The sequence below is a fragment of the uncultured Ruegeria sp. genome, from assembly GCF_947489545.1.
Classification (GTDB): Bacteria; Pseudomonadota; Alphaproteobacteria; order Rhodobacterales; family Rhodobacteraceae; genus Ruegeria.
The window spans coordinates 114613-139791 of record NZ_CANLDZ010000014.1; the positions used below are offsets into that span (position 1 = coordinate 114613).

The window sequence follows — 25179 nt, forward strand, 5'->3', positions numbered from 1 at the left end:
GTCGGGTAGATAAAGCAAAATGCTTGCGTCAAACAGACGCTATTTTTGATCTGGATCAAACCGGAAAGGCCGCAACCCATGTCTCAAGCCCCGTTTCGCCCCTTTGAGAGCGCACTTCCGCATGACGAAGCACTGGCCGTTCTGCGGTCGGCAACAGCCGGCGCGGAAGACGGTGAGCTGTTTGTAGAACGGCGCAAATCCGAAGCGCTGGTCTTTGACGATGGCCGTCTGCGCACGGCCTCATATGACGCATCCGAAGGGTTCGGCCTGCGGGCAGTGCAGGGAGAAGTGGCGGGTTACGCCCATTCAACCGACGTTTCGATCCCCTCGCTGAAGCGGGCGGCAGAAACCGCGCGTTTGGCCGTAGGCGATGGCGGGGGCACGCTTGCCGGGGCGCCGATGGCCACCAACAAACGTCTGTACACGGACGAAGATCCGATCGACTCGGCCAGTTTCCCTGTGAAGGTTGAAACGCTGCGCGAGATTGACGCCTTTGCCCGCGATCTGGATTCGCGGGTTGTGCAAGTCAGCGCGACCATTGCCGCTGCGGTGCAAGAGGTCGAAATCCTGCGCCCCGACGGCGTGCTGGTGCGCGATGTGCGTCCGATGACACGCGTGAACATCTCGGTCATTGTCGAACAGAACGGGCGGCGCGAAAGCGGCTCGGCAGGTGGCGGAGGTCGTGTGGGGCTAAGCGGGCTGATTGATCCAACCGATTGGAACGACAAGGTCCGCGAGGCTCTGCGGGTCGCTCTGGTCAACCTGGATGCGGTCCCTGCCCCGGCTGGCGTGATGGAAGTGGCACTAGGTCCCGGCTGGCCCGGTATCCTGCTGCACGAGGCAATCGGTCATGGGCTGGAAGGGGATTTCAACCGCAAAGGCAGCTCTGCTTTTGCCGGGCTCATGGGTCAACAGATCGCTTCGAAAGGTGTGACCGTTGTGGATGACGGCACAATTACAGATCGGCGCGGGTCGATCTCGGTAGATGATGAGGGCACGCCAAGTTCGCGGACGGTGCTGATCGAAGATGGTATCCTGACCGGGTACATGCAGGACCGTCAGAACGCGCGTTTGATGGGCGTTTCACCGACGGGCAATGGTCGGCGGCAAAGCTATGCGCACAAACCGATGCCTCGGATGACCAACACGATCATGCTGGGCGGCGACGCAGATCCTGCAGAGTTGGTGTCCGAGATCAAGGATGGCATCTGGGCGGTCGGCTTTGGCGGTGGTCAGGTGGACATCACCAACGGCAAATTCGTGTTTTCCTGCACCGAAGCGTATCGTGTTGAAAACGGCAAGATCGGCGCACCCGTCAAGGGTGCAACGCTGATCGGCGATGGCCCATCGGCGCTGAAACGTATTCGCGGGCTGGGCAATGACATGGCGCTGGATCCCGGCATGGGCACCTGCGGCAAGGACGGACAATGGGTGCCGGTTGGTGTTGGTCAACCCACGGTCCTGATGGATGGCCTGACCATCGGAGGATCGGCCGCGTGAGTCGGAACCGGGCCGTTTGACAAGGCGCAGGGTTAACCTTGCGCCTTTTTTTGTTTGACGCATTTTCTTTTTGTCTGACGTATCCCTGAATACCGACAAAACTATTTTATGTTTATTTTACATATAGATAAACATGTTTCTCGTGGTAATTTCAGAAAGGATTGCGGATAATTTATTGAGATTCACGAGGTGTTAACCCGGTCTCCCGTAAACCAGTTCTGCAATCAGGCGGAGCATCGGATGACCGAAGAGCAGCTTTCTTCCTATCACCCCCCACTCCCACCCACCACGGAAGAGGACCAGTTTTCCTGGCTCCGTCTGTTGCGCTCGCGCAAGGTTGGCCCGGCAACGTTCCGGCGGCTGCTCAGCGAGCACGGGTCAGCGCAGAACGCGCTGGCCGCGCTGCCTGAAATGGCACGCGCCGCCGGGATAGAAGGGTATGAAATATGCCCTCCGGGCGTCGTCGAGGCGGAGATCAAGGCCGCAAAGGCTGCCAAAGCAGGGCTTTTGTGCCTTGGCGCCGCCGATTTTCCCAAAGCCCTGCACGATGTATCAGACGCTCCGCCACTTTTGTGGGCCATTGGCGACATCTCGATCCTGGAGCGTCCCGCGATTGCAATGGTCGGCGCACGCAATTGTTCCTCTCTGGGCGCAAGAATGGCGCGTGGTCTGGCCAAAGAGCTGGGGGAACAGGGATATACCGTAGTCTCAGGACTGGCACGCGGCATCGATACCTCAGCCCATATGGCCGCACTGAACACCGGCACCGTGGCCGTGATGGCCGGTGGCGTCGACGTGATCTATCCGGCAGAAAACGCGGACCTGGCGCATGACATTGCGACAACCGGGCTACGATTGTCAGAGCAACCGATGGGTGTAACGCCTCAGGCGCGGCACTTTCCGCGCCGGAATCGCATCATATCAGGGTTGGCGCAGGCTGTGGTCGTGGTTGAAGCAGCGGCGAAATCGGGCAGCCTGATTACTGCGCGGGATGCGCTGGATCAGGGGCGCGAGGTGCTGGCTGTTCCCGGCCATCCATTTGACGCCAGGGCCGCAGGGTGCAACCTGTTGATTCGCGATGGTGCAACACTGGTCCGATCAGCCGACGACGTCGTTGACGCCCTGCCGCAGCGGCAGAACACGGTTGAAAAGGAAGTGATCGCACCGCTGGTTGCCACGCCCTCGCGTGGGGCATCGCCAGCAACCCTGCATCACGAGATTCTGACACGGCTTGGTCCTTCACCGATCGCCGAGGATCAATTGATCCGCGACATCGCAGCAAGCGCTGGCGAAATCGGCCCGGCTCTGGTCGACCTAGAGCTGGACGGACGCATACAGCGACAACCAGGCAGCCTGCTGGCGCTGTCGGCTTGAAGCCGCCACAAGGCTGCAACCCTGCGTGAACACTCAAATTAGCTCGCGTATGACCAGGTTGTAATAAATGGTTTTTTGGCCCCAACTCGTTGGTCAAAAGGAACGCATTGACAATTCGATCTTGCCCCACACATTTTGCACCGCCATATAAGGCGCCATATCCGTCGAGCGAGGTCTTCCCTTAAATGCCTGTAGTTGTTGTAGAATCTCCGGCCAAAGCTAAAACGATCAATAAATACCTTGGCCCCGACTACACAGTTTTGGCCTCTTACGGCCATGTGCGGGACCTGCCGCCCAAGGATGGATCGGTTGATACCGATGATGAATTTTCCATGAAATGGGAAGTCGGCAACGACAGTCGCAAACATGTCAAAGCCATTGCCGACGCGCTGAAAGAAGATAACGCCCTGATCCTCGCCACTGACCCCGATCGCGAGGGAGAGGCGATCAGCTGGCACTTGCAGGAGGCATTGACCAAGCGCCGGTCGATCAAGAAGGACACGCCAGTTAGCCGGGTGACCTTTAACGCGATCACCAAAGACGCAGTGACCGAGGCGATGCAGAACCCACGTCAGGTCGATATGCCGCTGGTCGAGGCCTATCTGGCCCGTCGTGCATTGGACTATCTTGTCGGCTTTAACCTGTCGCCTGTTCTGTGGCGGAAACTGCCCGGAGCGAAATCTGCAGGCCGCGTGCAATCGGTTTGCCTGCGCCTGATCGTCGAACGCGAGATGGAGATCGAGGCGTTCAAGCCCGTCGAATACTGGTCGGTGCGCGCGTTGTTCGAAACACCACGCGGTCAGACCTATGAGGCGCGTCTTGTCACTCTGGCCGGCAAAAAACTGGATAAACACGACCTGACGAATGCGACGCAGGCAGAGTTGGCGGTTCAAGCGATCACCAGCCGCGCATTGAGCGTCACTTCGGTTGAGGCCAAGCCCGCCGCCCGCAATCCCAGCGCCCCGTTTATGACGTCGACCTTGCAACAGGAAGCCAGCCGCAAGTTCGGCATGGGCGCGCGCCATGCGATGCAGGTGGCGCAACGTCTGTATGAGGCTGGCTACATTACTTATATGCGGACAGACGGGATCGACATGGCGCCCGAGGCTGTGACGGCCACACGCGATGTGATTGGCGACCGCTATGGCGCTGAATACGTGCCGGACAGCCCGCGTATGTACAAGAACAAGGCCAAGAACGCCCAAGAAGCGCACGAGTGTATACGTCCAACGGATATGTCCCGCGATGCCAAGACGCTGAAGCTGACGGATGAGGATCAGCGCAAGCTGTATGACCTGATCTGGAAACGTACCATCGCCTGCCAGATGGCGGCGGCGCGTCTTGAACGCACCACGGTTGAGATCGGCAGCGCTGATGGACAGGTCGGACTACGCGCCACCGGGCAAGTGATGATGTTCGATGGTTTCATGCGGGTTTACGAAGAAGGCCGTGACGATGTCGCCGATGAGGACGACAAGCGCCTGCCGCAAATCATGCAGGGCGATCCGTCGCCATTTGCCAAGGCTTCGCTGCGCGAGCAGTTCGCCAAGGCGACAAGCGACAGCGGTGAAAGAGTTGCGAAAGAGGCGGTCTTATCTGACAACGAATCTGTGTTGGCCCTGCAGCACCACACCCAACCGCCCCCGCGTTATACTGAGGCAACGCTGGTCAAACGCATGGAAGAGCTAGGCATCGGACGGCCGTCAACCTATGCCTCGATCGTGACCACGATTCAGGATCGCGAATATGTGCGCAAGGACAAGAACCGGCTGATCCCCGAAGAAAAGGGGCGCATCGTTACGATCTTCCTGCTGAATTTCTTCCGGCAATATGTGGGTTATGAATTCACCGCAACGTTAGAAGAGCAGCTAGACGACGTGAGCGCCGGTGGCCGCGACTACAAAGAGTTGCTGAGCAAGTTCTGGCGCGATTTCTCGGCAGCGATTGGCGAAACGTCCGAGCTTCGCATTTCCGAAGTGCTGGACAAGCTCGACGAGGCACTGGCCCCGCAGCTTTATCCTCCGCGCGAGGATGGCAGTGACCCTCGTATCTGTCCGAAATGCGGTGCTGGGCAGCTCCACCTGAAAACGTCACGCACCGGCGGGTTCGTCGGCTGTGGCAATTACCCTGAATGTACCTATACGCGGCCTATCGCCGGCGAAGGCGCACAGGGCGAAGAACGCCTGCTGGGCGAAGACGCAGGCGATGAAATCTGGCTGAAGTCCGGCCGGTTCGGACCTTATGTGCAACGTGGTGAGCCCACGCCCGAGAACAAAAAGCCGCCACGCGCATCCCTGCCGCGCGGTTGGAGTAAGGATGACCTTGATCTGGAAAAGGCGCTGACCCTGCTCAGCCTGCCACGCCAGATTGGCGATCACCCCGAAGGCGGCATGATCACCTCAAATTTCGGACGGTTTGGTCCTTACCTGATGCATCAGTTGGCCGATGAAGCCAAACCTGTCTATGCCAACCTCAAAGACCCAAATGATGTGTTCGAGATCGGTATGAACCGCGCCGTTGAGCTATTGGCCGAAAAACGCGCCAATCCGGGTCGGCGCGGACAGGCGGCTGCAAAACCGCTGAAAGATTTAGGTGAGCATCCCGATGGCGGCGCGATGCAGGTGCTGGATGGGCGCTATGGGCCTTATGTCAAATGGGAAAAGGTCAATGCGACCTTGCCAAAAGACATCAAGCCCGAGGATGTAACGCTGGAAATGGCGGTCGAGCTGGCCAACGAGAAGGCGGCCAAGAAAGGCTCCCAGAAAAAAGCGGCGCCAAAGAAAAAAACGGCACCGAAGAAAACGACCAAGAAGGCCGCCAGTTAGGCGTTAGGTAGAAATACCATCACCCCCTTGGTTTCATTGACTTCCCCGTGACGTGGCGGCACAACCTGCCCATCACCATGTCATTGGGGGAGTTTTCCATGAAGAAAGTCTATGCCAATGCCGCCGAGGCGCTCGATGGGGTGTTGTCGGATGGCATGCTGATTGCCGCAGGCGGGTTCGGCCTGTGCGGCATTCCCGAGCTGCTGCTTGAGGCAATCAAAGACTCCGGTGCTCAGAATCTGACCTTTGCCTCGAACAATGCAGGCGTTGATGATTTCGGCATCGGTATTCTGCTGCAAACCAAGCAGGTCAAGAAAATGATCAGTTCATATGTTGGCGAAAACGCAGAGTTCATGCGTCAGTACCTCAGCGGCGAACTGGAGCTAGAGTTCAACCCTCAAGGCACACTGGCCGAACGCATGCGTGCCGGTGGTGCAGGTATTCCTGGCTTTTATACCAAGACTGGTGTGGGCACAGTGATTGCCGATGGCAAGGAACATAAGGATTTCAACGGCGAAACCTATATCCTTGAAGAAGGCCTTTTCGCTGACCTGGCCATCGTCAAAGCGTGGAAAGCGGACGATACGGGCAATCTGGTGTTTCGGAAAACTGCCCGGAACTTCAACGTGCCAGCGGCAACTTGCGGCAAAATCTGTGTGGCCGAGGTGGAAGAGATTGTTCCACGCGGCTCGCTGGACCCGGATTCGATCCACCTGCCCGGCATCTATGTGAATCGCATTGTTCAAGGCAGCCATGAAAAGCGTATTGAACAACGCACCACCCGCAAGAAGGAGGACGCATAATGCCCTGGGACCGAAATCAGATGGCTGCTCGTGCAGCGGATGAGCTTGAAGACGGCATGTATGTAAACCTCGGCATCGGGATCCCGACCCTGGTGGCGAACTACGTGGGTGACAAAGACATCACGCTGCAATCCGAAAACGGCATGCTTGGTATGGGGCCCTTCCCGTTCGAGGGCGAAGAGGACCCTGACCTGATCAATGCGGGCAAGCAGACGATCACCGAATTGTCCCGCACCGCCTATTTCGACAGTGCCACATCCTTTGCAATGATCCGGGGTGGCAAAATCGCCGCTGCAATTCTGGGCGCAATGGAAGTGGATGAAAAAGGCGATCTGGCCAACTGGATGATTCCTGGGAAGCTGGTTAAGGGAATGGGTGGCGCCATGGATCTTGTGGCGGGCGTAGGCCGCGTCATCGTCGTAATGGACCACACCAACAAGCACGGTGATTCAAAAGTTCTGTCAAAATGCACTTTGCCGTTGACGGGCAAAGGCGTTGTGGATCGTATCATAACCAATCTCGGTGTTTTGGATGTGGTCGAGGGTGGCCTGAAGATCGTCGAACTGGCGGATGGTGTCAGCGAAGATGAAATGCGCGCCGCAACCGAAGCAAAGATCGTCACCTAGCCCCTTAGGCGACCGGGTCCAAATCAAAAGCCCGCCGGATTTGGCGGGCTTTGTTAGTTTGACGTCTGAAATACGCAGCCATCTGAAATCAGATCAGGAGGCGTGGTGCACAGCGCTCGGGCGATCTGAAACGCGGCAAGAACCTTGGGAACATAGTCCCGTGTTTCAGAATAAGGTGGCACGCCACTGTGTTTGCGTACGGCGCCTTCTCCGGCATTGTAGCCAGCCAAGACCAGAATCGGATCGTTTCCGAACTCTCCCATCAACCAGTTCAGATATTTCACGCCCCCTGCGATGTTCTGCTCTGGTTTGAGACTGTCCTGAACGCCAAACCGTTTGGCAGTGGCAGGCATCAATTGCATAAGCCCCTGCGCACCTGCGGAGCTAACGGCATCCACACGACCGGCAGATTCCACCGAAATGATTGCTAGGACCAGCGCAGGTGATACGTTGGTGCCAACCGTAGAGCGCAGGATCTCAATCCCTTGCTCTTGCGCGATGTTCTGTAACGTCTGCAGCCGGGGTGATCTTACACTGGTTGCAGCCAGAGCGTTGATGGCGTCGTCCAACCGCCCTGATCCTGCTTGGGCCAATTCAGGCGAGATCCTGTCCCAAAAAGCTGTGTACGCCCCTTTTGGATTTGCTTTGACACCAGCACCTGGGGCGGAAGGCGGAGTGATTTTTGCAGGCGTGGCGACTTCCGGGACAGCCAGTTCAACACCTGTACTAGGGGCGGAAGGTCTGGCAGCGTGCTCTTCTTCGGTGATCTGCACGGTGATGCGCGGGCGATCCCCAGGCGCTGGGGCCTTGATCCGCTTGTAAACACCACGCGGCTCAACTTCGGTCGCGATTGCTGGCGCCACGCCCGATGTCAGAAACGCCAACACGCCGGCGCATATAAGTGCGTCCCGGGGATTCATTTGCCTGCCTCATGTTTTCTTTTCCGCGATTTGAACCCCGAATCTTCCCGCAACGCCAGAAAAACAAAGCGAAATGGGGCAATTTCGCCTCATTTGCCGCAATTTTGCATCGCTACAACAACCTCTGACATTGGTTAATGAAATTTTTACTGTTTAAAATCATATTGTTAGTCAATTTATCATCAAAAAGTTAAGCCCGACGACAAAAAATCCGCGTTTGGCCCAATTCCTGCCACGCGTGAAGGGCAAAACTTGTCCCATACCGAGACGGACTTGAGCGGACTGAGAGAGAAAGCTCTGGAAGACGCCGAGGTTCAACAGACTTTTTTTAGATCCTTTAGGAGGGACATAACATGATCAAGTTCATCAAGAACTTCCGCAAAGACGAAGACGGCGCCGTAACAGTTGACTGGGTCGTTCTGACCGCTGCAGTCATCGGTCTGGGCACCGTTGCTTACACACAGATTTCTGACGGTGCGGTTGGCCTGGCCACCGACGTGAACACCGCTCTGTCGGGCGCAACCATCAGCACCGGCACCAACTCTGGTACCGCAGGTGGTATCACCGGCGAAGGCACCAACAACTAAGCCTGATACTTCTCCTTTCCGGAGACGAGACCGCGCCCTTTCTGGGCGCGGTTTTTTCTTGTTAGTTGAACGCTTACGCAGGCCAAACACCTCTGTGCCCGAATATCTCTGCGCTCAAACTAGGCTTTTCGCTCGGTGAAAGTTTGGAGGCTCATTTGCAGCCTCCTTAACCAGCACATCAGAACATGGTGTTCATTGCGGGAATAATACTACGTTCCAGCGCTTGATTGTTGCTTAATAAGTCGAGATTACGGCATATAAATCAATGTTTTGCCCAATTCCCGCCATCCATGACGATCACAAATATATGAACGAAATAGCGCATCGCGCCAATCAATTATCAACTTCTCGTCAGGCATCGCCCCGCGGCAGGCTGCTAGAAAGGCAAAACATGAACCGGTTTTTCAAAGCCTTCAAAGTGTCGGAAGACGGCGCCGTAACGGTGGACTGGGTTGTGTTAACAGCTTTGATAATCGGCCTGGCCACGTTGCTATACTTTGCTATCCAGACAGGAACGATTGGCTTAAGCGGCAATGTTAACTCTGCGCTAAGCAGCTCAACTGTCAGCACCGGCACAAGTCTCGGTGGCGCGGGTGGCTTCACGACAGCAGGCACGGCCGGCGGCGGCGGGTAACTTTTCCTCGCCCGGCAGCTTAGCAACTACACGCTAGCTGCACTCTATTCCCAAATGCTATCGCATGATCAGTGGCGTTTCGTCACCGTTGAATACATGCAAAACTTCTAGGCTCCGGCTGCAATTCTGGTGCCAAAATAGCAATGAAGCGCGCAATTCAATATTTTGTCCAATTTTTCGACACAATTTCGTTCTAAAGAATACGCTGTTTCATTATTTTGCTTAGGCCGGTACACGCGACGCCAAGGCAATAAAGAGGTATGTACATGCGAGCAGTTTTTGGACTTGTCCTAATAGTAGGGATCGCCTTGGCCGGTGGAGCGGTCTATATGGCGCGCAACTATATCTCAGCATATCAAGCCGAGCTCGCGCGGGAACGCTTGGCGGCGCAAGAAGCTTTGGCAAATGCTCAGGTGGAAGTGATTCCTACAGTCAGCGTCATCGTTTCGAACCGGCTATTGAAGTACGGCGAAAAGTTAGCCCAAGAAGATGTGCGAATCGTGGACTGGCCAGAGAACGCCGTGCCCGAAGGAAGTTTCCTTGAGATGACTGCGCTTTTTCCTGAAACGGCCAATGGTGATCGGTACGTTCTTAGGACCATGGAAAAAGACGAAGCACTCATGGCTGTCAAAATCACCGAACCAGGTGAAAAGGCAGGTTTGACGTCGCGCCTCGAAAAAGGCATGCGCGCCTTTGCAATCAGTGTTGACGTGGCATCGGGCGTGTCCGGTTTTTTGCGGCCTGGCGACAATGTAGATGTCTATTGGACGGGATCGCTTAGGGGTATCGTAGACGGTGCCGAAGGCGAGATCACACGCCTCATCCAGCCGAAAATCCAACTGATCGCAGTTGATCAAACTGCGGGATCAGACGTTACAGGTGCCACAATCGCACGCACGGTCACCGTGGCCGCGACGCCTCAGCAAGTCGCATCGCTTGCCCAGGCCCAAAATACAGGTCGCCTGTCGCTGGCCTTGGTGGGCGTTGAGGAAGAAGCCGTCGCGACGGCGACTATTGAGGTCGACCAAAAGTCGCTTCTTGGTATTGTGGATGTTGCGCCGGCGCCAAAGAAGGCTCCGAAACAAGTTTGCACCATCAAGACACGCCGTGGCGGAGATATCGTCGTAACCGAGATCCCCTGCACAAATTGACTTTAATTCAGAGTGTTAGTTGATCTAAGCCGCGCCAATAGCGCGGCTTAGATCGTTTTAGTTGTTGCCTATTGTCCACATAAGGAAAATTCCAGAAACCATTGATTATTGCAATAAATTCGGATTTCGCGCAGTCTCATTCAACATAGGGCATAAGACCCAAAAAACGAGGCGTGATCGGAGAGGCAGGTCACATGACAATACGTTCCTGGATCAGCGCAACCCTGCTGGGGTTGTCGCTTGTTGTGGGCCCGGTCGGCGATGCCGCCTGGGCTGAAACTCTTCGCGTGGTAAAGAAAGGCACAGTGGAAACACTGGATGTGCCGATGAGCCGCGCGATCGTTGTTGAAAGCGAACAACCGTTTGCAGAGCTTAGTATTGCCAACGCAGGCATTGCTGATATCTCATCGCTTTCTGATCGTACCATTTACGTGTTAGGTAAAGCACCTGGCACAACAACGATGACACTGTTTGATGGCGCCGGAAATCTGATCGCCAATGTTCGGGTTCGCGTTGCACCAGATGTGACCGAATTCAAAGAGCGGTTGCGTCAAATTCTTCCCGCAGAACAGATCGAAGTACGCACGGCCAATGACGGTATTGTCTTGTCGGGCACCGTATCCAGTGCCGCAAAACTTGCTCGCGCGCTTGAATTGGCAGAACGTTATGCGCCGGAACGTGTTTCTAATCTGATGTCCGTGGGCGGTGTTCAACAAGTCATGCTGAAAGTTCGGTTTGCAGAAATGAACCGCACAGTCGCAAAGAACTTGTCAGCATCGCTTGGTTTTGGTGGTGGAGACGTTACGGCGGGCTTCAACACCTTGAACTCTCAAGGTGCATTGTCCAACGCTCTTGGGAACAACATTCCCTTGGTCCAGTCAAACACAGGTGCCATTCTTTTCGGGTTTGGTGCAGGGTCAACTCAGGTTCGTCTTCTTCTAGAAGCTCTTGAAAATAAAGGACTTGCGCGCAGCCTGGCAGAACCAAACCTGTCCGCTCTGTCTGGTCAGGAAGCATCGTTCCTGGCGGGCGGCGAAGTCCCGATCCCGGTACCACAGGACGATGGTGTTGTTGCCATCGAATACAAAGCGTTTGGCGTCGAAATGGACTTTGTCCCGCGCGTCGTTGATGGCGACCTGATCAACCTTGAACTCGGGACGGCAGTATCCAGCATCGATACAAGCTCGAACTTCACGATCAACGGCGACACAGTCCCAAGCTTTATCACACGTCAGGCTAAAACAACGATCGAACTGCGCGACGGCGAAAGCTTTGCCATCGCTGGCCTGATTCAGGACAACTTCGCTGATCTGAGCAGTCAGGTTCCCTGGTTGGGTGACGTCCCGGTGCTGGGCGCCCTGTTCCGTAGTGCTGAATACCAGCGCGAGCAAAGCGAACTTGTAATCATTATCACTGCGCATCTGGTTTCTCCAACGCGTGGAGAAGCGCTTGCGTTGCCCACCGACCGAGTCAAACCGCCCAGTGAGTTCGACCTGTTCGTAAATGGCCGCGTCGCACGCACTGAACGCATCGGTGCCGGCGGAGCTTCTGAAGTCGCCAACCAAGACTTCGGCAGCTCTTACGGTTATGTCCTAGATTGATCAGGAGGATTGGACCAATGCAAAAGTGGATCATCACACTAGGTCTGACGGTTGCTGTCGCCGCTTCTTGTACCCGCGAAGCCGGCTACGAGATTGATCGCGGCACGTTCGGAAACGCGACCTTAAACAATGTTCAGGTCATGAACGGCGAATTGACATACGCTCAGATTCTCAGCCGCCGCTTTGCTGCGGATGTGCCGAGCCAGATCAACTTCGCGTTCAACAGTTCGCAATTGGACGCTTCGGCTCAACAGATCTTGTTGCAACAGGCGGATTGGATCAAGCAATTCCCTGAAGCCCGTTTCCGTGTTTACGGCCATACGGATGCAGTCGGCTCGACCAGCTACAACAAAAGCTTGGGACTACGCCGAGCACAGGTAGTTGTGGCGTTCTTTGCCCAGCAAGGCATATCAAGATCGCGGCTTGAAGCGGTTGTATCGTTCGGGAAAACCCGCCCGCTGGTTGCGACGCCCAACCGGGACCGCCGAAACCGCCGAACAGTAACAGAAGTCTCAGGCTTTATGGACGGCAACCCACAAACCTTGGATGGAAAGTATGCCGAGATCGTCTATCGTGAATACGTGGAAAGTGCGACCACGCTCAGCATTATCCAGGAAGTCGAAGCGACAGGCGGCGCTGAATAATACCCCGAAATGGGCGGCATCGTCGCCCATTTCCCTACAATTGGTTCTTTTGCGCCCAATTATTGCCCAACTTCCCAGCGAATTTGTGAACAATTGGGAAATCTGCGACCAGAATTGACCGCAAAGGGGCGACAGCAAACCAAGCCGGGCGTTCTTCGTTCGCGTGAGTTGCCAAGCCTTCACGACGAGGATTGTGTGCATGACAAGCGCGACACCACAAGACGACAACACTACAATCCTCGCCTGTACAATCAGTCGAGATGTTCAGAACTTTGACTTGCTGATCGAAGACATGGAAGCCGCCCTGGGTGAAAACTGGGGCGATCTTGGTTTCGCAGAAGCACTAGCCTTTTTCAGCCAACCCGAAGCAAATTCACTGCAATTCGTAGCTCTGGCGATCGACAGCGAAGACGAGGACAACCTGTCCTTGATGGGCGAGATCATCAGCCAGGCCAAAGAGAAGAAGATCAAAGTCGTCCTGATAGCTGAGGACGTGACCCCGGCGTCTCTGCATCAGCTATTGCGCAAAGGCGCTGATGAGTTTGTGCCCTACCCTCTTCCTGAAGGCGAACTGCAGGAAGCCATCGAACGGATGAAGCAGCCCGACCCGGTTGTCGCCGCGCAGGTGGCATCCGCTGCGCAGGCCTCCGGTGATTCGAAAGAGGGCGCCCTGTTTGTCGTGCATGGCTTGGCCGGTGGCGTTGGAGCCACAACGTTTGCGGTCAACTTGGCTTGGGAGCTTGCTTGCGTATCTGACAAGGACGCGCCAACTGTCTGCCTAATCGACCTGGATCTTCAATACGGAACAGTGTCGACATACCTTGATTTGCCACGCCGTGAAACAGTGTTCGAGATGCTGTCCGACACGGCATCGATGGATGACGAAGTCTTCTCACAAGCCCTTCAAACTTATGAAGAAAAGCTTGAAGTCCTGACGGCACCATCGGACATGGTGCCCTTGGACTTGATTACACCAGAAGACATCCAGCGCGTGATCGACACGGCCCGAAAGCGCTTTGACTATGTAATCGTCGACATGCCGAAAACCCTGATCCTTTGGTCGGAAACTGTTTTGCAAGCCGCTCATGTGTATTTTGCAATGATCGAACTGGATATGCGGTCAGCCCAAAACACCCTGCGCCTGAAACGGGCCCTTCAGGCAGAAGAGCTGCCGTTCAACAAACTGCGCTTTGCGCTGAATCGCGCGCCGAAATTCACCGATTTAAACGGCAAAAGCCGCGTTAAGCGCATGGGGGAAAGCCTGAGCGTCGCAATAGATCTTCAGCTGCCGGATGGTGGCAAGCAGGTCATGCAAAGTGGCGACCACGGATTGCCGCTTGCGAATTCGGCTGCCAAGAATCCACTTCGCCGTGAAATCGCGAAACTTGCGAAATCGCTTCATAGCCTGGGCAGCAGCAGCGCCGAGGCTGCGTAACACCATCACAAAGGGGGAGCCGCCGTGTTTTCAAGATACAAGAAGCAATCCGATGCGCAGCCGGTTCAAACCCCGGCAAGAGTGCCCGAAACCACCCCCGATGCCCCAGTTGCGCCGGCCCCAAATGCCGTGGCTCGTAAGCCCCAGACCCAAAAGTCAGCCGAGGCCGCCGGGTCTGATCGCGATCGAAAGCGGAAAGAGCGGTTAAGCGAAATCAAGATCGATCTGCACCGAGAGTTGCTGGAGAACCTGAACCTGGCGGCGCTGGAAAACGCGGAAGAAGCGGAGTTGCGTGCGGAAATCAGCGCGATCGCAAGCGAAGTCCTGGAATCCAAGAACATCGTTCTGAACCGCGAAGACCGAACCCAGCTTAACAAGGAACTCTACGACGAGGTCACGGGCCTTGGCCCCTTAGAAACGCTGCTGCAGGATGAATCTGTCAACGATATTCTGGTAAACGGGCCGCAGCAGATCTTTGTGGAACGTGCTGGCAAGTTGGAAATCAGCGACATTACTTTCAAAGACGAAAAGCACCTGATGCGGATCATCGACAAGATCGTATCTGCTGTTGGTCGTCGTGTTGATGAATCAAACCCCTATGTCGACGCCCGTCTTGCCGATGGATCGCGTTTCAACGCAATGGTTCCACCAATTGCGGTCGATGGCTCGCTGGTGTCCATTCGTAAGTTTAAAAAAGACAAGCTGGGCATTGATGATCTTGTCAATTTTGGTGCGTTCACCGAGGAAATGGCCGCATTTTTGCAAGCTGCCGTGTCCACTCGCCTGAATATCATCGTATCGGGTGGTACAGGTTCAGGTAAAACAACCACTCTGAACGCGCTGTCCAGTTTCATCGATGATGCCGAACGGATCCTGACGATTGAAGACACGGCTGAACTTCAGCTGCAGCAAACCCATGTGGGTCGGATGGAAAGTCGTCCGCCGAACGTCGAAGGCAAAGGTGAAGTCAGCCCGCGTGACTGTCTGAAAAACGCCCTGCGTATGCGCCCCGACCGTATCATCGTGGGTGAAACGCGCGGCGCCGAGGTGATCGACATGTTGCAGGCAATGAACACCGGTCACGACGGATCAATGACCACAATCCACGCCAACTCGGCCCGCGACGGGATTTCACGTCTGGAAAACATGATCGCCATGGCTGGGATCGAGATGCCGATCAAAGCGGTGCGCAGCCAGATCTCATCGGCTGTCAATTTGATTGTACAGGCCAGTCGACTGCAGGACGGCTCGCGCCGGATGACCTCAATCACTGAGATCACGGGCATGGAAGGTGATGTTATTTCGATGCAGGAACTCTTTCGCTTTCAACGCGTTGGGCTAACGCCCGACAACAAGATCATCGGACATTACACAGCAACAGGCGTACGCAGCCACTATTCGGAACGCTTCCGTCTGTGGGGTTATGACTTGCCTGCGTCCATTTACGAACCAACCACAGTGTAGGAGATCTGGATATGCAATTGCCCATGGAGGCACTTATCTATGTTGTGATCTTCGTCGGAGTTCTACTTCTGGTCGAAGGTATCTACCTTGTGGCGTTCGGGAAATCCATCAGTCTGAACAGCCGCGTGAATCGACGGCTCGACATGCTTGACAAAGGTGTCGGGCGCGAACAGGTGCTGGAACAGCTGCGCAAGGAAATGCAGCAGCACATGAAGTCACAGAGCATCCCTCTGTATTCATTGCTGGCGGACAAGGCGCAAAAGGCGGCAATTGCATTCTCGCCCAAACAGCTGATCATGATCATGTGTCTGGTTTCCGCGGTCGCGTTTATGGGGCTTAGCATCGGTACAGCCACCGATACGGCTTTGCGGGCGGCCCTGTCGGTAGCGATTGGTGTTGGTGGCGTCTACGCCTGGGTCAATCGCAAGGCCAAAAAGCGTATGGGTATGATCGAAGAACAACTGCCCGAAGCGGTGGAACTTATGGTCCGATCGCTGCGCGTGGGAAACCCGTTCGTCTCAACGATTCAAGTTGTCGCGAATGAGGTTCCGGACCCGCTTGGGACTGAATTTGGCGTTATCGCAGATGAGTGCGCCTACGGTCGCGAAGCTGCCGAAGCGTTGAAGGACATGGCGCAAAGGTTGGACATGCAGGACATGCGCTTTCTCGCGGTTGCCGTGGGTATTCAGCAACAATCCGGTGGTAACCTTGCAGAGGTTCTTGCCGGTCTGGCGCAGGTTATCCGGGCCCGTTTCCGTCTGTTCCGCCGGGTGAAAGCAATCACAGCCGAGGCGCAGTGGTCTGGCAAGTTTCTCTCGGGTTTCCCTTTGGGCTGTCTGGCATTCATTCTGGTCAAAGATCCTGGCTATTATGACGATGTTCTGGACCACCCGTGGTTCATTCCGATGTGTTTCTTTGTTGGCATCATGCTGACCTTGAACCTGATCGTCATGAAGATCATCACCAACATTAAGGTCTGAGGGCACGTCAATGGAATTCCTGACCACAATCAACGACATGCTGACCCAAAACCTAGGTGAATTCGGACCTCTTATCATCGTGGGTGTTCTGGGACTGGTCATGGTCCTCGTGGCCGTCTCACTGATGATGAGCCAGCCCGAGGATCCGCTAAAGAAACTGCAGCGATCAAACGCGGCACCCAAAAAGCAGAAGAAATCGAAGAAGGACCAGCTTAGGAACTCAGGCCGCAACGAACAGCTTGAGAAATTCGCAACTTTCCTCGAACCAAAGAATGAAGAAGAACTGTCCGCCATGCAGCTCAAGCTGCGCCAGGCGGGGTACCAATCGAAAGATTCTGTTCGGTTTTTTCACTTTGCTCAGTTCGCGCTGGGTATTATTGGAATTGTGATCGGGGTTATGTTGGTGACAATCTTCGCGAACGGGCAGGAGTTTACGACCCAACAGACGCTCATCCGTGTGCTTTTGCCTGCCGGCGCTGGCTACATGTTGCCAAAGTACTGGATCACCCGTCGGGTCGAAGAGAGAAAAGAAGCGATCACCGCCGGTTTTCCCGATACGCTGGATCTGATGCTGGTGTGTGTGGAAGCCGGCCAATCCCTCGACCAGGCGATTGTAAGGGTTGCGGGCGAGATGAAGGCCTCCTACCCCGATATCGCTCAGGAATTCGAAGTCGTCGCGTATGAAATGAAGGCGGGCAAGGAAAAAAACACAGTTCTTCGCGACTTTGGCACAAGGTGCGGCGTGCAGGACGTCAACTCGTTTGTGACCGTCATGATCCAGTCGGCAACTTTCGGTACATCGATCGCCGAAGCCCTGCGGGTTTACGCGGGTGAGATGCGTGATAAGCGCGTGATGCGGGCGGAAGAGGCGGCCAACAAGTTGCCAACTAAGATGACACTTGCCACAATGATGCTGACGGTGCCTCCGCTGCTGGTTATTTTGGTCGGACCATCCGCCAACGTCATTTCGGAGTTTGGGAGCAGGTGACAACCTGATGAGACAACGACCCAGGCGCGCGCTAAGATGGGCACGCCGCATGTTTCAGGCCACCATGGTTTTCGCCATGGTGGCTTCTTGTACAGAAGGCGACCTGCGCAAGGGCGTCGATGCCCCGGGAATTGACCTTGATGGCCAGTCCGCAGACAACATCACCGTGGGCAACCGCCTGATGGCAGCCGGGGAATACGAGCTTGCGTTAGAGTCATTTACGCGCGCGGCACTAGACCAGGGCATGACCACGCAGGTTCTGACCTCTTTGGGCACCGCCAACCTTGGCTTGCGGCGACTTGGACAGGCCGAAACGCTTTTGCGCCGGGCAGTTGAAGACGATCCGAAATGGCCAGTCGCATGGAACAATCTTGGCGTTCTGCTGATGGAGACCCAGGAATATCCAGAAGCGGCCCAAGTCTTTCAACGCGCCTATGCCCTGGACAATGGCGAAAGTGACGCAATCCGCGACAATCTTCGCTTAGCACTCGCAAAAACGGAAAATCCTGTTAATAATACGACGCAAGAACAAGAATATACGCTGGAACAGCTTGGCGACGGGCAATTCACGCTACGCAAAATCCAGCCACAGAGGCAAGAGCAGTAAAGGACGCAAAAATGCGCCAGCAATTCTTGATTCCGTCTATCGTGGCGAGCGGGCTGATCCTATCCGCCTGCGCGAAGGAAACCGAACAGGAAAAAGTGGAACGTACCCTTCAGGAAGTGAACGTCATCGACGAAACCAACCTGAACGACGTTCTGCTGACATCTGCCGACCCGAATGAGGCGGTGACCTATTTTCACGGGGCCGCAGCCAAAAACCCTGATCGGATCGACTTACAACGCGGGTTGGCGATTTCGCTAAGCCGCGCAAAACGTACGACCGAGGCTGCCGCAGCCTGGAAACGAGTGACGTCGATGAAGGGCACCAATGCTGCGGACAAAGTCGAATATGCCGATGCGCTCGTCAGAAACGGCGACTGGGCCAAAGCGAAAACCGTACTCGACTCGGTTCCACCAACCTTTGAAACCTTCAAACGGTATCGACTGGAGGCACTGGTGGCAGATTCGCGGAAGGATTGGAAACGCGCCGATCATTTCTATGAAACCGCTGTCGGGCTCACAACGCGCCCGGGCGGTGTGATGAACAACTGGGGCTATTCCAAATTGACCCGTGGCCAATATGCCGACGCCGAACGCTTGTTCACCGACGCGATCCGTCAGGACAGTTCGCTGTTCACGGCGAAAAACAACCTTGTGCTGGCGCGCTCTGCTCAGGGAAACTACAGCCTTCCGGTTGTTCCGATGTCACAGGCCGAACGTGCAATGCTGTTGAACACGATGGGTATTTCGGCGGTCAAACAAGGTGATGTGACGACCGCCAAGAACCTGTTCCGTGAAGCGATTGCTACGCATCCGCAGCATTTCGACGAGGCGGTCCGCTCGCTTCGCGCGCTTGAGGAAGCCTGATAGATGCTCATACCAGCTGGTGCAGCTGCCTGGTTCCTACCGCTCGTACTGCCGATTTGTTTCTATGTCGCTTTTACCGATATGCGTGAAATGCGGATCAAAAACCACGCGGTTATGGCGCTTGCCGTAGTGTTTGTCATAGTTGGTTTATTCGTTCTGCCGCCCTGGTCGACGGGTGCAACAGCTGGGCGAGTTGGGCCGCTCACCTGGTCCATGCCAGTCTATTTCTGGCAGCTGATGCATATTCCCGTAGTTCTAATTGCAGGCATTGTTTTGAACGCTGCCGGCGTAATGGGGGCCGGAGACGCAAAATTCCTGGCAGCCGCATCGCCATTTGTCTGGCTGGGGGATTTGTTGTTGTTAGCCGCAGTCCTGACCGCATGTGTGTTGGCCGCCGTGATAACGCATCGCCTTGCCAAAAACTCCAAATTGCGCAGTTTTGCACCTCACTGGGACAGCTGGGATCGCGGCAAGCAATTTCCCATGGGGTTCGCTTTGGCCGGGGCGCTGGCCATGTATTTGATATTGGGCACTGTTTACGGATCGTGAACTATCACCACTGCGCCTTTTAGCTGCCTTGGTCCCGCCACAAAGTTGGGTCAGTTTCTCGTCAAGACGCCCAAATTTGGGCATTTGACCTGACAACTGGACAGACGAGCAACGCTCATGAACATGCAGACCTCCGCGGTTATGGCCCCCCCTGCCCCGAAGGGGCTGGTTGAAATGAAGCTTCCGCTGGTGATGATGCGGGACATTCTGCTCAAAACCATCTTTCGCAAGAACACCAGCACTGTGTCAGAAACCGCCGAAGCCATCTGTCTTCCCGGTTCAGTGACGCAGGAACTGGTAGACATTGCGCGCGAGCAGAAACTTCTTGAGGCCACCGGCACGCTGAACGCCAACAGCGGCAACGAGATGGGGTATCAGCTGACCGACGCTGGTAAGGCACGTGCATTGGACGCGCTGAGCCAATCGGAATATTTCGGCGCCATGCCGGTACCGCTGGCTGTCTATCGTGAGCAGGTCAAACGGCAATCCATCCGAAACATTCAGATCACTAGGGATCAGTTAACGGGGGCGATGGGCCATCTGGTTTTGCCTGACACCTTGCTGGATCAACTTGGCCCGGCTGTTAGTGCCGGTCGTTCGGTTCTAATGTATGGCCCTCCGGGCAATGGTAAATCGTCTATCTCGAACGGTATTCGGGATGCGTTGGGCGACAATGTCTATGTACCTATGGCCATTGAATATGCGGGTCAGGTGATCACCGTTTATGACCCGATCGTACACACAGCAATCGAACAAGAGGCTGACGACCCCAACAGTCTGCGCCGCCGCAAACGGTTCGATACCCGGTATGTTCAGTGCGAGCGGCCCACAGTTGTCACCGGCGGTGAACTGTCGCTCAGCATGCTGGATCTGGTGTACAACCCAACTGCGCGGACATATCAGGCGCCTTTGCAGTTGAAATCCACCGGTGGCATCTTCATCGTGGACGACCTTGGACGTCAGGCTGAACCGCCACAGGCGCTGATCAACCGGTGGATTGTTCCACTGGAAGAAAGCAAGGACATCCTCGGCCTGCAATCAGGTGAAAAGTTCGAAGTCCCGTTCGATACGCTGGTCATCTTCTCGACCAACTTCCATCCAAATGAGATTTTTGACCAAGCCGCTTTGCGCCGTATCTTTTTCAAGATCAAGATCGACGGCCCGAACCAGGAAAACTTCCTGAAGATCTTTGCCATGGTGGCCCGCAAACGTGGCATCCCCTTGGACGAAGGCGCGCTGGTGCATCTGCTAAAGGTCAAATACCCGACGATCAACAATATCTACGCGAACTATCAGCCGATCTTCCTAATCGATCAAATGATTTCGATCTGCGAGTTCGAAGGTATTCCGTATCAAATGAGCCCGGAGCTGATTGATCGTGCCTGGGCCAACATGTTCGTCAAGGACGAAACAATCGTCAAATAACGCCGTGCCATTTCGGCCAAGCGACAGGTAGTCTGCGTCCATGACGCAGATTCCCGCCCGGATTGATGATTGGTTTTCAGCCAAAGGCTGGTCCATCCATCCGCATCAGCAAGATATGTTTGACCGGGCGCAAGACCCGGCAACGCTTTTGATCGCACCAACCGGCGGCGGCAAAACCATGGCCGGGTTTCTGCCGTCGCTGGCGGAGTTGTCGGGTGGTGAGCAAAAGGGCCTTCACACGATCTATGTCTCGCCGCTCAAGGCGCTGGCGGCGGATATCAAGCGCAACCTGCGCACTCCGGTCGAGGATATCGACCTGCCGATCCGTATCGAGGACAGAACCGGTGACACATCGGCCACACAAAAGAAACGCCAACGCGCGGACCCTCCTCATATTCTGCTGACAACACCTGAAAGCCTTGCGTTGCTAACGTCTTATGAAGATGCCCCACGCATGTTCGAAGGTGTACAACGTGTCATCGTGGATGAAATCCATGCATTGGCCGAAAGCAAACGTGGGGACCAGCTGATGCTGGCGCTAGCACGGCTGCAGCGCTTGTCCCCGGATTTGCGGCGTGTTGGTCTGTCAGCCACGGTTGAAGACCCCGAAGCCATCGCGCGATTCCTGGCCAGACATCCTGACCCCTGCCAGATTATCCAGGCGGATCCCGGCCCTGATCCAGATATCTCGATGTTACAGACACAGGAAATGCCTCCGTGGTCGGGTGGCGGAGCGGCCTATGCCATCCCGGCGGTGCTGGAACAAATCAGGCAGCACAGGACCACGCTGATTTTTCACAACACCCGCGCGCAGGCCGAGATTTTTTTTCGCAACCTTTGGCTGGCAAACGACGATGATCTGCCTATCGGCATTCACCACGGCAGTCTCGACCGGCAACAGCGCGAAAGGGTCGAAGCCGCCATGGTGCGGGGTGATCTGCGTGCGATTGTCTGTACCGGCAGCCTGGATTTGGGCATCGATTGGGGCGATGTTGATCTGGTCATCCAGATCGGCGCACCGAAAAACGTCAAACGACTGGTGCAACGGATCGGCCGCGCAAACCACCGCTACAACGCCCCGTCCAAGGCGCTGCTGGTGCCCGCCAACCGCTTTGAGGTTGTCGAGTGTGTTGCCGCGCTGGAAGCCGCCCGGGCGCATGAACTGGATGGCGAGCCGCGCGGAGCTGGCCCCAGGGACGTTTTGTGCCAGCATGTCCTGATCGCCGCAGCTGCGGGACCCTTCGACGCGGATTCTTTGTTTACCGAGATGACCTCGGCCGGGCCTTATGCACATCTTTCACGCCACGAATTCGACGCTTGCCTGGAGTTCTGCGCCACCGGTGGTTACGCCCTGCGTGTTTATGACAGGTGGCAAAGGCTGCGGCAGCGCCCCGACGGGTTGTGGCAGTTGCGTGATCCCCGCGCGACACAGCGTATCCGGATGAACCTGGGAACCATTCAGGATACGGACACGCTGAAAGTTCGGCTAAGACGCAATCGTGGCGGCAAACCACTGGGCGAGGTGGAAGAGGCATTTGCCGCGTCTTTGACACCCGGCGACACCTTCCTGATTGGCGGCCAGATCGTTCGGTACGAGGGGCTGCGCGAAATGGTGGTCGAGGTCAGCCGCCGCGCCGATAAGAAACCAAAGATCGCGACCTTCTCGGGTACCAAATTCGCGACCTCCACGCAGCTGAGTGACCGAATCCTGCGCATGTTCGCACAGCCCGACTGGCCTCAATTGCCGCGTCACACTGCCGATTGGCTGACGCTGCAGCGTAAGATGTCTCGCCTGCCGCGACGCGACAGGTTGCTGATCGAAAGCTTCCCTAATGATGGGCGAGAACATCTGTGTGTCTATGGCTTTGCCGGACGCAATGCCCAACAAACGTTAGGCTTGCTGCTGACCAAACGGATGGAGGAAACCGAGCTGGCCCCGCTGGGCTTTGTGGCTACAGACTATGCGACGCTGATCTGGGGGCTGGATGCGGTCACGGACCCGCGCCCGTTGTTCCACATAGACGCATTGCGTAACGGCCTGGACACCTGGCTTGCCGGAAATGCCGTTATGAAGCGGACATTCCGTGCCTCGGCCACAATTGCGGGCTTGATTGAACGAAACACCGGTGGGCAGCGCAAAAGCGGACGGCAAGCGACGTTCTCATCCGACATACTGTATGACACCTTGCTAAAGTACGACCCCGATCACCTGTTGATGCAGATCACCCGCGAGGAAGCTATGCGCGGGCTGGTAGATTTCGGCAGGATCGAAGCCTTGATCCAGCGGATTGGCAATCGGATCGATCTGCTCAGGCTGGATCGGGTTTCCCCTTTGGCCGCCCCGCTGTTTCTGGAGGTTGGCAAGGTCCCGGTCAAAGGTGCTGCGGAAGAACGGCTGCTGGCAGAAGAAAGCGCCCGGCTGTTGCAGTCTGCTGGACTGGCAGCGACGTAAATCCTCTTGTACATGGGCCTGAAACAGGAACAGAACGTACCATGAACAGTCTTGAGTTTTCCTTTGCAGGCCTGCATCTGTACGCCATGGCTTCCGGGGCGCTTTGGTGGCCGGACCAGCGACTTATATGTGTTTCTGACCTGCATCTGGGCAAATCCGAACGGTTGGTCCGTCGTGGCGGTCCGGCCCTGCCCCCGTATGACAGCCGCGATACTCTGGATCGGTTATCCGCAGATCTGGACAGAACTGGGGCCGAGCAGGTCGTGTGTCTGGGCGACAGTTTCGATGATCTGGATGCCTCGAAAGCATTGGAAGCGTCCGAGAAGTTACGAATAGCAACCCTGCAAGCCGGTCGCCGCTGGATCTGGATCGAAGGAAACCACGATCCCGGACCCATCGAGTTAGGCGGAACCCACCTATTCGAATGGGCCTGCGGTGCACTTACCTTTCGGCATATCGCACGAGATGACGCACAGCGTGAGGTCTCAGGCCATTTCCACCCAAAGGCGCAATTGCGCGTCAAAGGACGTGCAATCTCGCGACCTGCATTTTTGTTGAACCAGGATCGGCTGCTTATGCCAGCATACGGAACCTACACCGGCGGGCTACGCAGTTCCGACCAGGCATTGTCGGATTTGATGGGGTCAGAGGCTATGGCGATCCTCACCGGACCAAACCCACAACTCATTCCGATGCCACGTTAAGAACAGATAATCCCATCAGCCTCCAACATGGGTCTGTACTTGCGGCTGACGGGAATGAGGTCACCATTAATAAGGCGGAGATAGATTTTACCATCCGCCCGTTCAACGCCAACAATTGCTGCGTCGGTTACCCAATGAGAACGATGTGAACAGTGGCCGGGCACCGGCTCCATCTCATCGATCGCATCGGTGAAGCGAGATCGGATTGTGAAGGTTCCTTCGGACGTTACAACATCGACACTGTGATCTTTAACTGTAAGGCGGTAGATGCGGCCGTTGAACGAAGCTGGCAAACGACGTGCTATACGCGGCACCTCAAGAATATGCTCATCCGCCCTGAGCGCGCTCAGATCGCTCCGGTGAACAAGGACCAAACCAGTTGCCAGCAACACACCATGAACGGCAACAGCCCGCGCTTCAGGAGCCATTTGCCCACTATATGTGAACAGTGCCCATGCCAGCACCCACAAGGCCGGTGTGAACAGAGCCAGAATCACTCCGGCAAACGCCATTTCGCGGGCCAGCAGATTGAGCGGCACAAGGTTTTCGTGGACCAGCTTCCGCGCAATCCACGTCGCCGCCAGGGCAATCATCATAACACTAGCCCAAAATAAAAGGCGCAGACCAAACGGCAGATCTGACACTAGGAACGGGGGAAATGCATAAGCCAGTAACGGAAGAAAAACGAAACCTGCAACAACCCGCTGTGGGCTGCAAACGTTTCGAATTGCCTTCACCTTAGACGTCATGCCAACTTTGCGCGCGAACCCCCAAACTCCAGCCAAAACACTTTAGGTAATTCGCATGTTTACTTTGTAACGCGCTGGAAAAAAACGACTAACACGAAATACCGAACAGTCAAACCCATTCAGTTTGTGCTCAGCCTTAGGCAAGAAAGGCGAAAAGACGCAATTTCCTATGGAATGACCCGAGGTCGGGCCGCTGATGGCAGCCCGACCTGATGGATTAAGCCGTTAGTCCTTCGGGTTCTGGTAGTTTGTTTGCGCGGCATGCTGCGGTTAGTGTGTTGGCGAGGAGGCATGCGAT

At 55.7% G+C, this 25179-nt stretch carries 22 protein-coding genes; 20 read left to right on the forward strand and 2 right to left on the reverse strand.

Features of this window, described 5'->3' with window-relative positions; genetic code table 11:
- Positions 1 to 78 precede the first annotated feature (78 nt).
- The 5 genes from tldD to Q1B13_RS18145 all read left to right on the forward strand — a co-directional run bounded on the left by tldD (position 79) and on the right by Q1B13_RS18145 (position 7128).
- Positions 79 to 1500: a metalloprotease TldD gene (gene tldD, locus Q1B13_RS18125; RefSeq protein WP_299082797.1), complete on the forward strand. Its 1422-nt coding sequence runs from the start codon at positions 79 to 81 to the stop codon at positions 1498 to 1500.
- A gap of 240 nt (positions 1501 to 1740) precedes the next feature.
- Positions 1741 to 2874 carry a DNA-processing protein DprA gene (gene dprA, locus Q1B13_RS18130; protein ID WP_299082799.1) on the forward strand — a complete coding sequence of 378 codons (1134 nt, stop codon included), beginning with the start codon at positions 1741 to 1743 and terminating at the stop codon, positions 2872 to 2874.
- Between the two features lie 185 nt (positions 2875 to 3059).
- Positions 3060 to 5699, forward strand: coding sequence for a type I DNA topoisomerase (gene topA, locus Q1B13_RS18135; protein ID WP_299082801.1), 2640 nt, complete (start codon positions 3060 to 3062; stop codon positions 5697 to 5699).
- 98 nt (positions 5700 to 5797) lie between these two features.
- The gene (locus Q1B13_RS18140; protein WP_298937034.1) at positions 5798 to 6502 is read left to right on the forward strand and encodes a CoA transferase subunit A; all 705 of its coding nucleotides are present in this window, start codon (positions 5798 to 5800) and stop codon (positions 6500 to 6502) included.
- On the forward strand, positions 6502 to 7128 hold the full coding sequence (locus tag Q1B13_RS18145) for a 3-oxoacid CoA-transferase subunit B (protein WP_298937035.1): 627 nt from the start codon (positions 6502 to 6504) through the stop codon (positions 7126 to 7128). Before Q1B13_RS18140 ends, Q1B13_RS18145 begins: the two co-directional genes overlap by 1 nt.
- 53 nt (positions 7129 to 7181) lie before the next feature.
- On the opposite strand, the gene Q1B13_RS18150 is transcribed toward Q1B13_RS18145, so the two are convergent.
- Positions 7182 to 8048 (reverse strand): lytic transglycosylase domain-containing protein, encoded by an 867-nt coding sequence (locus Q1B13_RS18150; protein WP_299082803.1) that lies wholly within the window; start codon positions 8046 to 8048, stop codon positions 7182 to 7184.
- 353 nt (positions 8049 to 8401) lie between these two features.
- Here Q1B13_RS18150 and Q1B13_RS18155 point away from each other — a divergent pair, with 353 nt between their 5' ends.
- The 15 genes from Q1B13_RS18155 (at position 8402) to pdeM (ending at position 24132) form a co-directional block, all read left to right on the forward strand.
- A complete protein-coding gene (locus Q1B13_RS18155) occupies positions 8402 to 8635 on the forward strand; it encodes a hypothetical protein (protein WP_298937037.1) in 234 nt (77 codons plus the stop codon).
- Between the two features lie 307 nt (positions 8636 to 8942).
- On the forward strand, positions 8943 to 9269 hold the full coding sequence (locus tag Q1B13_RS18160) for a hypothetical protein (protein ID WP_299800157.1): 327 nt from the start codon (positions 8943 to 8945) through the stop codon (positions 9267 to 9269).
- Positions 9270 to 9535: 266 nt separating this feature from the next.
- Complete coding sequence (gene cpaB, locus Q1B13_RS18165; RefSeq protein ID WP_298937039.1) at positions 9536 to 10420, forward strand: Flp pilus assembly protein CpaB; 885 nt, start codon at positions 9536 to 9538, stop codon at positions 10418 to 10420.
- Positions 10421 to 10614: 194 nt separating this feature from the next.
- Entirely contained in the window at positions 10615 to 12021 is a 1407-nt protein-coding gene (locus Q1B13_RS18170; protein WP_298937040.1) for a type II and III secretion system protein family protein, read from the forward strand.
- Between the two features lie 17 nt (positions 12022 to 12038).
- Positions 12039 to 12665, forward strand: a complete 627-nt coding sequence (locus Q1B13_RS18175) for an OmpA family protein (protein ID WP_299082806.1) — start codon at positions 12039 to 12041, stop codon at positions 12663 to 12665.
- Between the two features lie 199 nt (positions 12666 to 12864).
- On the forward strand, positions 12865 to 14100 hold the full coding sequence (locus Q1B13_RS18180) for an AAA family ATPase (RefSeq protein WP_299082808.1): 1236 nt from the start codon (positions 12865 to 12867) through the stop codon (positions 14098 to 14100).
- Positions 14101 to 14124: 24 nt separating this feature from the next.
- Positions 14125 to 15564, forward strand: coding sequence for a CpaF family protein (locus tag Q1B13_RS18185; RefSeq protein WP_298937043.1), 1440 nt, complete (start codon positions 14125 to 14127; stop codon positions 15562 to 15564).
- An 11-nt stretch (positions 15565 to 15575) separates the two neighbouring features.
- Positions 15576 to 16544 (forward strand): type II secretion system F family protein, encoded by a 969-nt coding sequence (locus tag Q1B13_RS18190; protein WP_298937044.1) that lies wholly within the window; start codon positions 15576 to 15578, stop codon positions 16542 to 16544.
- Positions 16545 to 16554: 10 nt separating this feature from the next.
- Entirely contained in the window at positions 16555 to 17532 is a 978-nt protein-coding gene (locus Q1B13_RS18195) for a type II secretion system F family protein (protein WP_299082810.1), read from the forward strand.
- A gap of 64 nt (positions 17533 to 17596) precedes the next feature.
- Positions 17597 to 18139, forward strand: coding sequence for a tetratricopeptide repeat protein (locus tag Q1B13_RS18200; protein WP_298937054.1), 543 nt, complete (start codon positions 17597 to 17599; stop codon positions 18137 to 18139).
- Between the two features lie 11 nt (positions 18140 to 18150).
- Positions 18151 to 19002 (forward strand): tetratricopeptide repeat protein, encoded by an 852-nt coding sequence (locus tag Q1B13_RS18205; RefSeq protein ID WP_298937046.1) that lies wholly within the window; start codon positions 18151 to 18153, stop codon positions 19000 to 19002.
- A 3-nt stretch (positions 19003 to 19005) separates the two neighbouring features.
- On the forward strand, positions 19006 to 19551 hold the full coding sequence (locus Q1B13_RS18210) for a prepilin peptidase (RefSeq protein ID WP_299082812.1): 546 nt from the start codon (positions 19006 to 19008) through the stop codon (positions 19549 to 19551).
- A 117-nt stretch (positions 19552 to 19668) separates the two neighbouring features.
- On the forward strand, positions 19669 to 20976 hold the full coding sequence (locus tag Q1B13_RS18215; protein WP_299082814.1) for an ATPase: 1308 nt from the start codon (positions 19669 to 19671) through the stop codon (positions 20974 to 20976).
- A 40-nt stretch (positions 20977 to 21016) separates the two neighbouring features.
- The gene (locus Q1B13_RS18220) at positions 21017 to 23428 is read left to right on the forward strand and encodes a ligase-associated DNA damage response DEXH box helicase (RefSeq protein ID WP_299082816.1); all 2412 of its coding nucleotides are present in this window, start codon (positions 21017 to 21019) and stop codon (positions 23426 to 23428) included.
- Positions 23429 to 23469: 41 nt separating this feature from the next.
- Complete coding sequence (gene pdeM, locus Q1B13_RS18225; protein ID WP_299082818.1) at positions 23470 to 24132, forward strand: ligase-associated DNA damage response endonuclease PdeM; 663 nt, start codon at positions 23470 to 23472, stop codon at positions 24130 to 24132.
- On the opposite strand, the gene Q1B13_RS18230 is transcribed toward pdeM, so the two are convergent.
- Positions 24129 to 24728 carry a LytTR family DNA-binding domain-containing protein gene (locus tag Q1B13_RS18230; RefSeq protein WP_299082820.1) on the reverse strand — a complete coding sequence of 200 codons (600 nt, stop codon included), beginning with the start codon at positions 24726 to 24728 and terminating at the stop codon, positions 24129 to 24131. The genes pdeM and Q1B13_RS18230 overlap by 4 nt on opposite strands.
- Positions 24729 to 25179: the final 451 nt, after the last annotated feature.